Here is a 15,369-nt window from a genome sequence, read left to right as displayed (position 1 = left end):
ATAATATAAAAACGAAGATTGTACAAACGAAGTCTTTATGGCACACTGATTAAAGCAACAAATAAACGGGGTCCGTGAACCCCCATTTGGAGGAATCAACATGGCAAAAGCATCTAAACAGCAGGTCCCGATAACGGCCAACCAAAAACTAGTTCTGTTTTCCGCTAGTTCTGGGTTTGGGCTCGAAAACATGGACGTGCTGTTTCTTTCGTTTACCCTCAGTTCCATCATTACCACCCTGCACGTCTCCCCCGGCGCGGCCGGCTTGATTGGAACCATTACCAACTGGGGGATGCTCATCGGTGCCATTCTCTTTGGAATGCTAGGCGATCGGTACGGTCGCGTTCGGGTGTTTACCCACACCATCTTTGTTTTTGCGCTTGCCACCGCGCTCATGAGCATTGCTACGAACATCTACTGGATTTACCTATTTCGCTTGCTAGCTGGAATTGGGGCTGGTGGTGAATATGGCATTGGAATCACCCTCATTGCGGAGGCCTTTCCTAACCGCAACCTCGGGAAATTGTCGTCCATTGCCGCAATCGGTGGTCAACTGGGAGCCGTAGCCGCGGCCATCCTGGCAGCCTTAGTGATTCCTAGCCTCGGGTGGCACGCCCTTTACCTGTTTGGCCTGCTCCCCATCGCCCTCGTTTTCCTCGTCCGCCGTCACTTAAAAGAATCACCCACGTTTGTCGCAGCGCGACAACGAGAAAAACTGCCACCGTTTGCAGCCATTCGCCGGTACATGTTTGCAAACGCCCGGGTGGCCTGGACGACGATTGGACTCATGATTATGACCACGGTTCAGATTGCCGGCTACTTTGGCCTCATGAACTGGTTGCCCACCATCGTTCAAAAACAAAGCCATTTAAACGTGGCCGGGTCCTCGCTGTGGATGCTTGCCACCATCGGCGGAATGAGCGTCGGCATGTTAACCTTCGGGACCATCCTGGATTGGCTTGGACCTCGATTAGCCTTTGGAATCTTTTTACTGGCCTCAGCGGTTCTAGTATATAGCATTGCCCTCGCGCACTCGACCGGCCTCTTACTGGTGATCGGGGCCGTCGTTGGATTCTTTTCCAACGGAATGTACGGTGGTTATGGAGCCGTCGTTAGTCAACTGTATCCTACGTCCGTTCGTTCGAGTGCTAACAACATCATCGTCGGCGTGGGTCGTGCCGTGGGCGGCATGTCATCCCTCGTCATTGGCTTGTTAATGGAGCACTTCAACTTACTTATCGTTATGTTGTTCCTCTCGATCCTCTACCTGATTAGTTTTATCACGATGTTGACCCTACCGGGCTTTCACCGTTCCGCTCAATAACCTAAAAAAATCCTGCTAACCAGTAAGTTAGCAGGATTTTTTACATGTTTACTTATTTGCTGGGTTAATCACCTGGCCTAAAGGCTTAACTGAGGGCCAGCTTCCCGGTACTGATGGCAATAACGGCAGCAACGGCTGCGAGCGTAATCAGAATCATCAGTCCAATTTCCAGGCGGGTAAGCCGCCGGTGTTGTTCGTGCGCTGCGCGAATGTAGAACACAAAGCCTAACACGTACGCAATGGTACACAACCACACGTACTGCAGCCCGGCAAAGGAAATGCCGACGAGTTCAAAGGCAAGAGCCAAAATCCCTGGCAAGATTAAGCCAAACGAATGCCGGTGCCACCCGACCTTGATTTGGTAAGCCGCAACTAGGGAATAACACACCACAATCGCAGCCGTACAGAGGGAAATCGCAAAGTTATAAGCTTGACTAGAAAACAAGAGGGAGATCAAAAACAACTGCAGCAAAATTTGGGTCATCCACAGGGAGTGCGACGGTGATTGGCGTCGGTTTAAATGTCCAAACCACCGGGGCAACAACCCCTTCTCGGCCATCTGCGTGGTTGCTTCTACGGGTAGCATCGTCCAGGAGAGCCAGGCCCCTGTGATCGTGATAATCAATGAAATGCTAACTAACGCTCCCCCAACGGGGCCAATCATATCTTGCACAACGTAGGTGAGCGCCGGATTACTGACGTGCGCTAGCTGCGCTTGGGTCAGATAACCATAGGGCAACATCGAAATAACCACGTTGATGGTTAAGAGCGCCAGAAACCCGATAATGGTGGCCTTACTAGCATCCGACCGCTTTTGGGCCCGGTCCGTCATCATGGTGGCTCCTTCGATCCCGACAAACACCCACATCATCGTAATGATACAGCCCTTCATCTGGGCAAAGATGCCCTTCGGCGTTGCCTGGTAGTACTGAAAATTACTCGTGAAGTTAGCCCAGAAGTGGGCGGTGAACACGTTGGCTTTAAATAAAACAATCCCAAGCAAAATGAACGCTACTAGGGGGATTAGTTTTAACACCGTGATAATAACGTTAATCGAGGCGGCCAACTCAATCCCGTTAATCACCAGTAAGGTTAACAGCCAGGAAATGACCGAGGCGGTCAGAACGGCAATCGGGGAGTTCCCACTGCGAAAACTCGGCAGAAAATACCCCACCGCAGACATCATCATCGTCGCAAAGGCGACACTACCGACCCAGGAGGATAACCAGTATCCCCACCCGGATAAAAAGCCGGCGAAGTTGCCAAAGCCAGTTTGGGCGTATTCCACCATCCCGTTTAGCTCCGGATGAGTTTCACTAAGGGACTTAAAACTCAACGTGAGTCCTAAAATCCCAATTCCGGTAATCAACCAGGCCACGAGCGCCGGTCCTGGAGTAGATACCATTGCCAGTTGTTCGCTAGCATTATAAATTCCCGCGCCAATGGAGGCACTGATGACCAGCATGATTAAGCCCATTAGGGAAACTCCGTGCTGCTTGCTCTTCAAACTATTCGCTTCCTTCCGCGTGCTAAAAATTCAGAATACCATTTATTATACCGAACTCAGCCGGAATTTTAAATGAACGTTAGTAACTTACATTAAATTCAATTGTTACCAATCCAGCTGATAAATGGTCCCTCCGGTTACCCGTCAATTAATCCGGATTGGCACCCAAATTAAAACCCGCTTTCCTACCGAAAAGCGGGTTTTAATTAACTATCAAGCAGGTGATTATTTCGTTGCGTATACTGCAACAGGTAAATGGCAATAATGACCATGATGGCACCAATTACTTCTGCCAAGCTCAGTGACTCCTTAAAGAAGATGACACTTAAAATGAACGTGGAAACCGGTTGGAGGGCATCCATCAAACTAATGTTTTCAGATGAAGTAAAGCGGGATGCGTAAATCAAAGTTGAGAACGTTAACAACGTCCCAAAGAAGATAATCCCTAACACTCCCAGGATTGCCCCCGTGCTCAACGGTGGGACGTCCCGCCACACTGGGTGGTTCAAGTTAAAGGCCAAACTGGCAATCAACGTTCCCCAACCCATTACCACGATCGGTGGGTTGGTTTTTCCAAGCGGCCGGGGAAGCACCACGTACAAAGCGGCCGTGACCCCCGTTACCAACCCCCATAGAAACGAATCTAAGGGAATGGATAATTGACTCAAATCACCCTTGGTAATCGAGAGCACCACTCCCACAATGGCAATCACGAAAATAACTAAATCCATCTTCACCGGTTTGCGGTGTTCAAAGATGAAAGCCCCAATGACAATGAACAGTGGCGCTAGATATTGCAAAATCGTGGTCGCAGCTGCGTTCCCGGTTTGAATACTAACGTAAAAGCTCCCCATGTTGGCTGCTAATCCAAATAACCCGTAGCAAACTAGAATCGCAATTGACTTCCAACTTTTAAAAATATCAAAGATGCGTCCGCGATAAATGATGGCACTTGCCAGAATTAGAATGAGGCCCGCTCCCGTCGTCCGGGCCGATAAAAACCAGGACGCTGGGATGGATTCATTTTGCGACACAAACTGGGTGATCACCCCAGCAATCCCCCACGAAACAGAAGCCAGACCGGCTAACAAAATTCCCTTCGTGTTGTTATTTAACTTTCGATACCATGCAAACATGTGCTCTCCCCTTAGATTAAGTGTTGTTGCGCTCCCTGTGCTTGGGCTTCAGCAATGACTTCAGCGGGCGCACAGTCTGTTAAAAAACGCGCCATCGGCTGATACCGATGACGTTTTTTAAAAGATACATCAAACGCCGCCACAATTGCAACCCGCATTTGTTGTTCCGTCAAAAAAAGTTGCCCCGGACCCTGATAATGACCCTTGGTATGCTTTCCAATTCGCCACTCGTGCAGTTTAAAGTGCTGGTTGTGATCCCGCTTAATGGCATACTGCCCGTTCGCAGTTTGCACCACCGGTACCCCTACCAGCCGTAATACTCGATATTGTGCTCCCATCAGCTACTCCGTCCGGGCAGCGGCTTGGTCTGCCTTGCGCCGGTAACTTTGCAGAATGTAAATGGCAATGATCACCAAGACGGACCCGACAATTTCCATGAAACTAATTTGCGTGTGCAAGAAGATAATGCTCAGGGCAAAAGTCATGACTGGTTGAACGGCATCGACCAGGCTGACATCTTCGGAACTGGCAAAGTGCATACTGTACAAGAGGCAGGCAAACGGCAAGACCGTTCCAAAGACCACGATGGCAGCAATTCCCACTACACTCCCAGTGGTTAGGTGCGGAACGTTTTCCCACACGGGTTGGTGGAGGTTAAAGAAGAACCCCGCAATTAAGGTCCCCCAACCTAACACCGTCAGTGGCGAGTTTTGCGCCATCAACGGCCGTGGGATGACCACGTAACACGCGGCCGTGATCCCCGAAATTACCCCCCAAAAGAGGGAAACTGGTGGGATTGACAGCTGACTAAGATCACCCTTGGTAATCGAGAGGACAACTCCCACTAGGGCAATCACAAACACCAGCACGTCAATCTTACTAGGGATCCGGTGTTTAAACACTAGTCCCCCTAACAAAATAAAGAGGGGGGCGAGGTACTGCAAAATGGTGGCCGAAGCCGCGTTCCCCGTCTGCACACTCAGAAAGAATGAGAGTAAGTTGGCTCCCAATCCAAAGATTGCATAGCCGAAGATGAGCAGGATTGAATGAACATCCCGAAAGACCCCGAAGATTTTGCCCCGGTATAAAATGGCACTAATAAAGAGCAAGATTACCCCGGAAAAGAGGGTCCGGACGGATAAAAACCACGCCGCCGGAATGTTGGCATTCTGGGACACAAACTGCAGAATCGTCCCCGAAATTCCCCAAAAGGCCGAGGCTAAGGTCGCCCAAAAAATTCCTTTTGTAATGTTTTTATGTTGCACTACCGGTTGTTTTTCCATGATTATTCCCCTTCAACCTTAATTTTTCCAATAGGTCTATCATACGCTTTTTTCCGTCCAGTTGTCCCCCAGTTAACCAAAAAACAAGCCCCGCATTGGCGTGACTTGTTTAGACCTTATTCTGTTTCCTGGGGTTTAGCTTGTGGTTGCTCCGGGTAGGTCAATTTAACGGCTGCTGCCATTACAACTGGCAAAATAATTACTAGGATGACAAGCCCGATGATAACCGCAATCGCCACTTGAATCAGCGTTAAGACTCCCGATGGAATCAGAGCGGCAAAAGTTCCCCCTAAAATCAGGGCGGCAGAGAGCACAACCACTCCAATAAACTTCGAAGCGGCCACAATGCGGTGCGCTGGACTCTCTGTTGGTGCAATGGTTTGATACTTGCGCATCAAGAAGATACTGTAATCCACTCCGAGCGCAATGATCATGATGAACGCAAAGAACGGCGTGTTCCAGGTTAACATGGTTTGCCCCAGAATGAGGCTACTAATCCAGTGGGTCAACGTTAGCGCCCCAAAGTATGCTAACAGTAACGTTCCTTCGATGTACAGTGGCTGTAAGATGGAGCGTGTTACAAAGATTAGTGCGATTAAGATTCCACCCAGCATGATTACGGACGTCCGGAAGAAGTCGCCTGAGGCAATCGTTTGGGTATCAGAAATCAAAGCACTCTGCCCGTTCACAGCAACCTTGGCGTGGGCTAAGTTACTGCCCTTTAGATTTTGTTGAACTTGGTCCTGAATGTCATTAACCGTCTTCATGGCCTTGGCACTCGACGGGTTTTGTTTCAAGACCACCATAATCTTGGTGGTCTTTTCGTTTTCAGAGAGGTAGTTCTGCGTGGCTTGCTTAAATTCACTACTCTGCCGGACCTGTTCTGGGATAAAGAAGGTTTGTCCGGCGGCAGAACCCTGAACTGATGTTAAGTAGCCGTTAGCTTGGCCTAAGCCACCTGAGAGCTGGCCGAGTCCCTGCTGGGCTTGTTGAGCTTGGACCTGTAGGGCTTGTAGCTGTTGGCCGAGGGCTTGGGCATTGTTCCCAATTTGTTGCGTATCACTTGCAATGCCATTTAATTGGCCTGCAACGTTACTTTGCCCGGCCTGCGCCTGTTGCAAGGCGCCCGCAATTACCTGGAGCTGAGCTTGGTTCAAAGGAGAACCTAACGCAGTCGCGCGTTGTTGCATGGCCGCTACGGCTTGCTCTCCCGTCGGTTGGTTACCTGCGCTCGCCTGAATGGTCTGTAGCTTTTGCCCAATTGCCTGTGCCGATTCGCCAATTGCTCGTAGTTGGTCTCCATTAAATCTCTGAGCGTTCCCACCGTTTTGCAATTGTTGGACCCCTTGGTCGGCCTGGTTCATCTTTCCAGTCAGCGTTTGTAACTGATCCTTTAGGTATAGTTGTTTAATTGGTTGGCCACCTGGTTGGGTAACCGAGGCCACCGTCGCAACGTCCTTGCGGCTTCGCAACTGGTTCGTAACCTCATCAATCTTCATTAAATCGGCTTGATTATTCAACGAATGCTTGGATTGAATGTACACGGTTGATGGTTCCGCCGTTCCCTTGGAGAAGTGTTTTTCCACCACATTCAACCCTTGTTTTGACGGAACCTGATTACTGAGTTCGACCGCACTGTCATAACTCAAATTACCATGGCCAAAGGAAATCAGGGGCAGCAGAATTGCTAACACGATTACGATTGCCGGAACTGCAAACTGAACGGCTTTACTGGAAAGCCAGCCCCAGAGTCGGCTGTTTTGGCTTTGTTCTGCCAAGTTTTTGTTAGGCCAGTACATCTTCGGCCCCAAAATGGCCATAAAGAAGGGATTCAACGTTAGTAGCACAAGGAGCAGTACCACCACTCCAACGGCCACGGCAAAACCGGATTTGTAAATGGAAAAGTTAGCTAATCCGAGCGCGGCAAACCCGATTAAGACCGACACCCCGCTGTCAAGAATCGTCCGTCCAGCTTGTTTTCGGGCATCCACGGTCGCTTGAATCCGCTCCATGCCGTTGGCAAGGTTTTCCTTAAACTGATCGTACAGCAGGATGTTGTAATCCGTTCCAATCCCAAACAGTACCACCACCATGAATACCTGGGTAAAGTTCGAGAGCGGGAAGTTAAAGAAGCGCACGAGGTTCATCACTACGCTCAAAGAAACAATGAACGAAACTCCCACCGTTAGTAACGAAATCAGCGGCACAATTGGTGAGCGGAAGACTAGAATCAACACGATTAAAATAAAGATGGTGGCGATGATTTCGGTCTTCTTAATGCCAGACACCATTGATAACCGCATGTCGTCGTTTAAAACGTCCGCACCGGTAACGTAGGAATGCACCCCGCTAACCTTGGAACCGGTTTGTAATTTCTGGTTCATCGTTTCCACGGAGTCTCGTTTTGAGACGTTCAGTTGCACGATTTCTGTCGTTCGATCCTTTGACAGCAACTGCTGCTTAGCGGCAGGCGTGTTAGTAATTGAGGTCACGCCCTTAATCCCATAGTGCTGGGCGTGATTTTCTAACTTTTGCACCTGGTGGTCAATTCGTTGTTGCTGGGCCTTGGTCAGTGGCTTTTCACCATTGTTATAGACCAACACCACCTGGCGGGTATTACTAATGTGATGCCCCCAGTGTTTTTGCATGTTATCAGCTACCTGGCTTTGCATGGTGGCTGGAATCTTAGTCTGTCCCTTTTGGGCCTCAAGGTTCCCAATGTTAGGCAAAAAGAGGACGGCAGCGACCACGGCGACTAGCCAGAGAACGGCTACCCCACTGTATTTCTTGATAAATTTATTCATCTTTGGTTCCTCCTTTTTCCTTTGTTTTCCTTAATAATTGTGCAGGGGCCGTGCGTTGGAGTTGGGTAATGATCTGCGCCACTTCCGCGGGTTGTTCTGGCTGGGGTTTCTTAATCCAGTACAAGATCACGCCCATAATTTCATCAATGATAAATTCTCTGACATAGTCAGCCGGTAAATCACTCCGACTCTGAAATTGATCCCCCAGCTGCACCATGGCGGTATCTAAATCGGCAAACACCACCTGCTTAATCCGATTCAAAAAGTACGGATCTCCCTGCTCACTAAGTAAGGCGGCAATGAGGCGCTGGTTCTCATAAAAATTATTTAACGTTTCCGTAATGAAGGGCGCCGGTTCGGCAGTCGAACTAATCAACCACTTCATCGCATCCGGCATGATGTGGGCTAAATCCGCCTGCAACCGTTTCAATAAATCCGTTTCCACCTGCTCAACCAGGTCCGCTTTATCGGTGTAATGGGTATAAAACGTCCCCCGACCGATCCCCGCGGCCCGGGTCAAATCAGTGACGTTCAAATTCGGTAGTCCCTTTTCGTTAATTAGCTGAATCAGAGCCGTTTGAATATCAGCCACCGTGCTGGTTTTTCGCGTTTGCTTTGCCATCGACGCCCCTCCCTACTTTTTCAATCAAATTCTATTGTACTCATTTTGCTTATTAAGTCAACACGGTGTTCAATTAATCGCAAAAAAAAGAAGCCTCCTGCTTATGAAGAATGCTTCTTGGTTGGGACTGCCAAAATGAAAACCGTACTTAGAATTAACAAGCCTCCGATCACTTCGGCCCCATTAAAACTGGTATTAAAGCACACGACCGTTCCCAGCGTGGCTGATAGGGGCTCAAATGTATCTAACAGTCCCGCCGTGGTCGGTGAAATGTAGTGCAAACTGGAAATAAAGCAAATAAACGCCAGCATCGTGCCGAAAATCACGATGAAGCCGACGCCCAGCACCACCCCGACGTTGAGGTGGGGTGGATTGACCCAGACGGGGTGAATCAGGCTAAAAATCACGCCCCCGATGAGCATCGCCCAGCCGACTACGACCAGGGTGTTGTTGTGCTGAATCAAGCGGACCGGTAGCATCGTTTGTAATGCTCCCGCCAGAGCAACGGTCAGACCAAGCCCAAAGGCCGTGGGACTAATCGCCAGCTGGGTTAGATCTCCCTTGGTAACCAATAACCACGTTCCAATTAAAGCCACGAGCACCGCACTGGCCTCAGGTCGACTCGGCAACTGGTGGTAAATCAGGGCCGTTAAGATCACAATCATCACGGTCCCCAAGCTTTGCATGATTGTCGCGGTCGCCGGATTACTGGCTCGCACGGTTAACAGGAAAAAATACTGCACCCCGGTTAATCCTAAGAGCGCATACAAAACTAAGGTTAGCCAATTGTGGCGGTTCCAAATCTTTAGAATTGGTTGCCGCTGCCCGAACCGGACAAAGAGCAGAATCAAAACGCCCGAAACGAGCATTTTCACGCCCATGAGCCACTCCGTGGAAAAGCTATGATCCTGATACAAGAACTGAGAAACGGGACCCTGGATCCCCCACATTAAGGCTCCTGCAATTGCGAGGATTACCCCCAGGTAGGTTTGGGATTGCTGCATTCGTGCTTTCATTAGGACCGGTCTTCGTAACCGTGTGGATGGGTTTGTTTCCACGTCCAGGCGGTTTTAATAATCTCTTCCACATCATCATATTGCGGCTTCCAGCCCAGCACCTCACGAGCTTTGTGACTATCCGCGATGAGCGTATCTGGATCACCACCCCGCCGGGGAGCAATTTCTGCTGGGATTGTTTGGCCAGTTACCCGCCGGGCCGCCTCTAAAATCTCGCGGTTCGAAAAACCGGTCGAGGAACCAAGGTTAAAGACCTCGCTCGGATTTCCTTGTTTCAGGTATTCCATGGCTAAAATGTGGGCATCCGCTAAATCTAAGATGTGAATGTAATCCCGGACGTTCGTGCCATCCGGGGTGTCGTAATCATCACCAAAAATCTTCAACTTTTCCTGTTGCCCCGCAGCTACCTTCAAAACAATCGGAATTAAATGGGTTTCTGGTTGGTGATCTTCTCCAATTGAACCATCCGCCTTGGCGCCCGCGGCGTTAAAGTAGCGCAGCGCTACGGAGTGAATTCCGTCGGCTTGTTCCACCCACTTCATGATGTGTTCCATCATTAACTTGCTTTCTCCGTATGGATTAATCGGATCCTTGCGATCAGCTTCGTGAATCGGAATCCGTTCGGGATTGCCGTAGGTTGCCGCCGTCGATGAAAAGACCACGTACTTGACCCCCGCGCGTTGCATGGCTTCTAAAAGCACAATCATCCCGATTACATTGTTATCAAAATACTTCAACGGTTTTTGCATTGATTCTGGAACTAACGAGAATGCATCCATGTGAATCACAGCCTCGATGTCTTCTTGCGCAAATAAATTGTCTAAAAAGTGGGCGTCTCGGGTGTCTCCTTCATAAAAACGGGCTTGCGGGTGAATTGCAGCCCGGTGCCCCGTTGACAAGTTGTCAGCGACCACCACGTCATAACCCTCATTGATCAGGCGATCAACCATGTGTGAGCCAATGTAGCCAGCTCCTCCAGCAACTAAAACTGCCATCGTATCTTACTCCTTTATTAAATCGTGATATTGGTCGGATCGTTGAAAAAACCGTTGTGAATAGGAACAAACCGGTTTAATCCAATCGTGGTGCTCGCGGGCGTACTCAGCCACTGCCACCATCAATTGACTAGCAATCCCCTGCCCCCGCAAACTGGGAGCGACAAAGGTATGGTTAACCGCTAACACATCGTCAGTGACGGTGAACGTCACCTCAGCCACTAACTGACCGGTCGCGTCGTTTTGATAGAAACGACCAGGTTCAAATAAAAACGGCATTGTTTCCTCCCCCTTCGATTCGTTTACCATATTATAGCATATCTAGTTTAGTCCCCGGGCTAGCGCTCCGTCCTTGAAACGACGGCTCTCATTGACTATTAACGGCTGAATAACTATAATTTGGGTTGAATTAATGCTCATCAAAAGGCTTTATTTAGGAGATTACTCAATGAACAAAACTGAAATTAACCAACGTTATTCCGAGTGGTTGCATGCCAGTGACCTGCCAGCTGAATTACGTACCGAACTAACCCAGCTCGCTGGTAACGAAGCCGCCATTGCCGATGCCTTTGGTACCTCCTTGTCGTTTGGAACGGCCGGAATGCGCGGGGTCCTAGGAGCGGGAACCAACCGGATGAACATCTATACGGTGCGCCAAGCCACCGAAGGCTTAGCTAAATTAATGGAAACCCTCCCTGCCACCGAGCGGGAACGCGGCGTGGTCATTAGTTTTGATCCCCGCTACAACTCCCAGTTATTTGCTCACGAAGCAGCTCGCGTCCTAGGGGCCCACGGGATTAAAACCTTTGTCTTTGACGAAATCCGGCCCACTCCAGAATTATCCTTTGCAGTTCGCCATTTACATACGTACGCCGGAATTATGATTACGGCCAGCCACAATCCTAAACAATACAATGGTTACAAAATTTACGGAGCTGACGGCGGCCAGATGCCTCCCCGCGAATCAGATTTAATGACGTCGTACGTGCGCCAGGTGACCGATTTGTTTACAATTCCCGTGGCCGAAGAACCAGAACTACGGCAAAAAGGCTTACTCAGCATTGTGGGTGAAGACGTTGACGTTGCTTACCTAGACCAAATCAAAACCGTCAACGTGAACCATAAATTAATTCAAACGGAAGGCAAAGACCTCAAATTCGTTTATACTCCCCTCCATGGAACCGGGAAAATCATTGCCCGCCGCGCGCTTTCGGATGCCGGGTTTCAAAATTACGACGTGGTGGTCGCTCAAACCATTGCGGATCCCGAATTTCCCACCACGCCGTTCCCCAATCCCGAATTTTCCCAAACGTTTGACCTAGCAATCGAACTGGGCCAGCGGGAAAACGCTGACGTCCTCATCGCTACCGATCCAGACGCCGACCGACTAGGAGCAGCGGTGCGCCAACCGGACGGTACCTACCAACTCATGACCGGGAATCAAATTGCCAGTGTCCTCTTAAACTACATCCTGCAAGCCCGACAAGCAGCTCATGACCTGCCAGCGGATGGAATGGTGGTTAAATCGATCGTTTCCACCGAATTGGCTACTGACATTGCCAACCACTACGGCGTTACGATGAAAAACGTTTTGACCGGGTTTAAATTCATTGCCGAACAGATTCAAGCCGCTGAAACTAACCACGATCACACCTTCCTGTTTGGATTCGAAGAAAGCTTTGGCTACCTAATTAAACCGTTTGTCAGAGATAAGGATGCCATCCAATCAACGATGTTACTGGCAGAAGTAGCGGCCTTCTACAAACAACAGGGAATGACGCTGTACGACGGGTTACAATCCCTGTATCAGGAGTACGGTTACTTTGAAGAAGAGACCATCTCCAAGGAGTTTGCCGGCTTAGATGGTCAAGCAACCATGAAAAACTTAATGACCGACTTCAGAGAGCACCCGCTGACCACCTTTAACGGCATCGACGTGGTGGCTAGAGAAGACTTTCAAACCTCCCTTCGCACTGATAAAGATGGGAAGCAAACGCCAATTGATCTACCCCAATCCAACGTTTTGAAGTATTGGTTTGCAGACGGCACGTGGTTAGCCATTCGCCCGTCCGGAACTGAACCAAAGATTAAGTTTTACGTCGGGGTCAAAGCTGATTCCCAAGCTGCTGCTTCCAGCCGCTTAGCCAGCTATGTGACCGCGATCCACCAAGAATTACTCCACGAAGCGACAGAATAACCACCGTTAAAACCACCTTACCAGCCGGCGCTGGGAGGTGGTTTTTAGTTTGGCTTGCAGTGGCGGACGGGCACCCCAAATCCGAACAACCCCGGTGCGTGCACCTTCTCCGCCTGGCAATCCCGAAATAATCCGGTTTTTTTGGGGGTTCCTTGTTTACAATTACTATTGTTACTTATAAAATAAACAAGTTAGAACCAAATCTGCCAACGGAAAGGGAGTGTAGCCATGACTTTTGAAGAGTTAAAGGAATATGGTCAGCTATTCTACCGCGAAAATTACAAACTAGATCGCAATCTAGAAACCAAAGTGTTTAAGATTAATAACATTAAAGCCTACCAACGCGAACCCAATGACGCGGGCGGAACCACCGATTGGACCGACAATCTGATTTTGCTGTATAACCTGTTGCACCAACTTCTCGGGAGCAAATTTAGTTTCCAATTAAACTTTAAGAAACGAACCATGTCGATTTACTTCGCCATCAAAAAACCGGTGACAGTGGCGGCCTTACAAAAGCAACTTCCCTTAGTTGATGTCGTCAGTGTGGAAACCGATGAGGTCTCTTCAATTGCCACCATTGACATTAGCAAGTTTCAAGCTAATTATGGTCACGCTACCCAGCTCTTTGAACAGGATCCGTACGCGGACTTAGACCTCAGTGACTTGGCGAGGCTGGATGCCGAAGAAAGCAGCAAGCAATCCAAGGGTGATCAGCACTCTGATTCAAGTGAAGAAACCAGTCCAAACGACGACCTAAGTCTAAACGTCGAAACCCTCGATACCGATCAGGATGCCCTCACCGAGCTCACTAACCTAACCGGTCTGGAAGAAGCTAAACACCAAATCACCGACATGGTGGCCATCGCTAAGATGAATCAACTCCGCAAGGAGCAGGGCTTAAAAGTTCCCGCTGGCTTAAGTAACCACATGATTTTCACCGGAAATCCCGGAACGGGAAAAACCACCGTGGCCAAGTTATTCGCTACCATCCTCTACCAAAACCACATTATCCCGGCCAATAAGCTCGTCCTAACCGATCGTTCCGATCTTGTTGGTCATTACACTGGGACCACCGCCGACCGAACCAAAAAGGTAATTCAAGCGGCCCTTGGAGGCGTGTTGTTTATTGACGAAGCTTACCAACTCTCCAATCCGGACAGTCCCACTGATTTTGGTCACGAAGCGATCGACCAACTAATCATCGGAATGGAGAACCATCGTTCCGATTTAATCGTGATTCTAGCGGGCTATACGAAGCAAATGGAAACCTTTTTGAATGATAACCCTGGGCTACGATCGCGAATTCCCAACCGGGTCCACTTTGAAGACTACACCACGGGCGAATTAACTCAGATCATTCTGAACATGATTAAGCAAGAACAAGTGGTAAACCTGAAGGACCCGAGTTATTTCACTGAGGTGGTCACCGCGTTTATTAACCAACACCATCCGAGTGGAAACGCCCGGTGGGGCCGAAATGTTTACCAGGCCATGCTCCAAGCGCAAGCCCGCCGGGTCGCCTTTCAAGCCCATCCGACCAAAAAAACGTTACAAACGATCACCAATGACGACGTTGATACGGCGCTCATGACCACCCCCACTAACTAGAATCATCTATATTTATTAAAAACAATGATACAATAACGATAGTTATCAAATTAAATAACAAAGGAGCTTTAATATGAAAATTGGAATTTTAGGAGCAGGTCACATGGGAACCGCCATCATTCGTGGGTTAACCAATCGATACCAATCCAACGATATATTCGTCAAGGGACACCATGTCAACGACACTTTAAAAAGCTTACAGCAAGAGCTTGGGTTCCAAATTCTGACCAATAATGATTTCAGTGGTTTAGACGTCTTATTCGTAACCACCCCAGCATCGGCTACGTTAACAAGCTTAAAGGACACTCAAATTGACGAACAGACGTTGCTCATTTCTGCTGCTCAAGGGATTACACCTGAACAGATTAAAACAATATTTCCTAAAAATTCGGTTGTTTGTATCGTACCAAATATTCCGGTTGCTGTTAATGCTGGTTGCATTGCCATGACAAAGGCCAGTGCTGCTACTCCAGAAGACCAACAAACTGCCAACCAAATCTTGAAGAACCTTGGAACGGTTATAGCAGTTCCGGCTGATAATGTTGGCATCGTTGGAACTGTTGCTGGTTGTGGACCAGCGTTTGTGGACATCTTCATGAGTGCTCTCGCTGACGCGGCTGTGCAAAATGGCCTTGATCGCCAGACCGCGACTAAAGTGGCGGCTAGCATGGTCTATGGAAGCGGTAAGTTAGCCCTGCAAACGGGCACCGCTCCCGACGCGCTGAAAGATCAGGTCACTTCCCCTGGTGGTTCAACCATTAAAGGGGTCGTGGGCCTCGATGAAAAGGGCTTTCGGGCTGCTATCAACTATGCCGTTAATCAAGCCAACGGAACTAATTAACACTACCAAAGACGCTCAGCGTCTTTTTTCTTT

General features: G+C 49.1%; 13 protein-coding genes. 4 read left to right on the top strand and 9 right to left on the bottom strand.

The annotated features are described in order from the left end of the window. Nucleotides 1–100 precede the first annotated feature (100 nt). Nucleotides 101–1,324, top strand: coding sequence for an MFS transporter (locus tag M3M35_RS05490; RefSeq protein WP_252749663.1), 1,224 nt, complete (start codon nt 101–103; stop codon nt 1,322–1,324). An 85-nt stretch (nt 1,325–1,409) separates the two neighbouring features. Here M3M35_RS05490 and M3M35_RS05485 read toward each other — a convergent pair whose 3' ends face one another. From M3M35_RS05485 to M3M35_RS05445, 9 genes are all read right to left on the bottom strand, one after another. Then, nucleotides 1,410–2,831 carry a basic amino acid/polyamine antiporter gene (locus M3M35_RS05485; RefSeq protein ID WP_252749662.1) on the bottom strand — a complete coding sequence of 474 codons (1,422 nt, stop codon included), beginning with the start codon at nt 2,829–2,831 and terminating at the stop codon, nt 1,410–1,412. A 206-nt stretch (nt 2,832–3,037) separates the two neighbouring features. Beyond that, on the bottom strand, nt 3,038–3,967 hold the full coding sequence (locus M3M35_RS05480; protein ID WP_252749661.1) for a DMT family transporter: 930 nt from the start codon (nt 3,965–3,967) through the stop codon (nt 3,038–3,040). Between the two features lie 11 nt (nt 3,968–3,978). Continuing rightward, a complete protein-coding gene (locus M3M35_RS05475) occupies nt 3,979–4,305 on the bottom strand; it encodes a DUF7671 family protein (protein ID WP_252749660.1) in 327 nt (108 codons plus the stop codon). Between the two features lie 3 nt (nt 4,306–4,308). Next, nucleotides 4,309–5,250, bottom strand: coding sequence for a DMT family transporter (locus M3M35_RS05470; protein ID WP_252749659.1), 942 nt, complete (start codon nt 5,248–5,250; stop codon nt 4,309–4,311). A 116-nt stretch (nt 5,251–5,366) separates the two neighbouring features. Then, nucleotides 5,367–8,054: an MMPL family transporter gene (locus tag M3M35_RS05465; protein ID WP_252749658.1), complete on the bottom strand. Its 2,688-nt coding sequence runs from the start codon at nt 8,052–8,054 to the stop codon at nt 5,367–5,369. After that, the gene (locus M3M35_RS05460; protein WP_252749657.1) at nt 8,047–8,676 is read right to left on the bottom strand and encodes a TetR/AcrR family transcriptional regulator; all 630 of its coding nucleotides are present in this window, start codon (nt 8,674–8,676) and stop codon (nt 8,047–8,049) included. The genes M3M35_RS05465 and M3M35_RS05460 overlap by 8 nt, the downstream gene beginning before the upstream one ends. Nucleotides 8,677–8,777: 101 nt before the next feature. Then, nucleotides 8,778–9,692: a DMT family transporter gene (locus M3M35_RS05455; protein ID WP_252749656.1), complete on the bottom strand. Its 915-nt coding sequence runs from the start codon at nt 9,690–9,692 to the stop codon at nt 8,778–8,780. Next, the gene (gene galE, locus M3M35_RS05450) at nt 9,692–10,687 is read right to left on the bottom strand and encodes a UDP-glucose 4-epimerase GalE (RefSeq protein ID WP_252749655.1); all 996 of its coding nucleotides are present in this window, start codon (nt 10,685–10,687) and stop codon (nt 9,692–9,694) included. Before galE ends, M3M35_RS05455 begins: the two co-directional genes overlap by 1 nt. A gap of 6 nt (nt 10,688–10,693) precedes the next feature. Continuing rightward, complete coding sequence (locus M3M35_RS05445; RefSeq protein WP_252749654.1) at nt 10,694–10,966, bottom strand: GNAT family N-acetyltransferase; 273 nt, start codon at nt 10,964–10,966, stop codon at nt 10,694–10,696. A 169-nt stretch (nt 10,967–11,135) separates the two neighbouring features. On the opposite strand from M3M35_RS05445, the gene M3M35_RS05440 reads away from it, so the two are divergent. The 3 genes from M3M35_RS05440 (at nt 11,136) to proC (ending at nt 15,336) form a co-directional block, all read left to right on the top strand. Further along, a complete protein-coding gene (locus tag M3M35_RS05440; protein ID WP_252749653.1) occupies nt 11,136–12,884 on the top strand; it encodes a phospho-sugar mutase in 1,749 nt (582 codons plus the stop codon). Nucleotides 12,885–13,112: 228 nt separating this feature from the next. Beyond that, entirely contained in the window at nt 13,113–14,495 is a 1,383-nt protein-coding gene (locus tag M3M35_RS05435) for an AAA family ATPase (RefSeq protein ID WP_252749652.1), read from the top strand. A 73-nt stretch (nt 14,496–14,568) separates the two neighbouring features. Beyond that, nucleotides 14,569–15,336 (top strand): pyrroline-5-carboxylate reductase, encoded by a 768-nt coding sequence (gene proC, locus M3M35_RS05430; RefSeq protein WP_252749651.1) that lies wholly within the window; start codon nt 14,569–14,571, stop codon nt 15,334–15,336. Nucleotides 15,337–15,369: the final 33 nt, after the last annotated feature.

The sequence above is a fragment of the Fructilactobacillus myrtifloralis genome, assembly GCF_024029335.1.
GTDB classification, from domain to species: domain Bacteria; phylum Bacillota; class Bacilli; order Lactobacillales; family Lactobacillaceae; genus Fructilactobacillus; species Fructilactobacillus myrtifloralis.
This window is presented reverse-complemented; position numbering and strand designations above follow the sequence as displayed.

Coding starts and splice junctions, on each gene's coding strand:
- M3M35_RS05490 (WP_252749663.1), top strand. CDS start 101: ATGGCAAAAGCATCTAAACAGCAGGTCCCGATAACGGCCAACCAAAAA.
- M3M35_RS05480 (WP_252749661.1), bottom strand. CDS start 3,967: ATGTTTGCATGGTATCGAAAGTTAAATAACAACACGAAGGGAATTTTG.
- M3M35_RS05475 (WP_252749660.1), bottom strand. CDS start 4,305: ATGGGAGCACAATATCGAGTATTACGGCTGGTAGGGGTACCGGTGGTG.
- M3M35_RS05470 (WP_252749659.1), bottom strand. CDS start 5,250: ATGGAAAAACAACCGGTAGTGCAACATAAAAACATTACAAAAGGAATT.
- M3M35_RS05465 (WP_252749658.1), bottom strand. CDS start 8,054: ATGAATAAATTTATCAAGAAATACAGTGGGGTAGCCGTTCTCTGGCTA.
- M3M35_RS05460 (WP_252749657.1), bottom strand. CDS start 8,676: ATGGCAAAGCAAACGCGAAAAACCAGCACGGTGGCTGATATTCAAACG.
- M3M35_RS05455 (WP_252749656.1), bottom strand. CDS start 9,692: ATGAAAGCACGAATGCAGCAATCCCAAACCTACCTGGGGGTAATCCTC.
- galE (WP_252749655.1), bottom strand. CDS start 10,687: ATGGCAGTTTTAGTTGCTGGAGGAGCTGGCTACATTGGCTCACACATG.
- M3M35_RS05445 (WP_252749654.1), bottom strand. CDS start 10,966: ATGCCGTTTTTATTTGAACCTGGTCGTTTCTATCAAAACGACGCGACC.
- M3M35_RS05440 (WP_252749653.1), top strand. CDS start 11,136: ATGAACAAAACTGAAATTAACCAACGTTATTCCGAGTGGTTGCATGCC.
- M3M35_RS05435 (WP_252749652.1), top strand. CDS start 13,113: ATGACTTTTGAAGAGTTAAAGGAATATGGTCAGCTATTCTACCGCGAA.
- proC (WP_252749651.1), top strand. CDS start 14,569: ATGAAAATTGGAATTTTAGGAGCAGGTCACATGGGAACCGCCATCATT.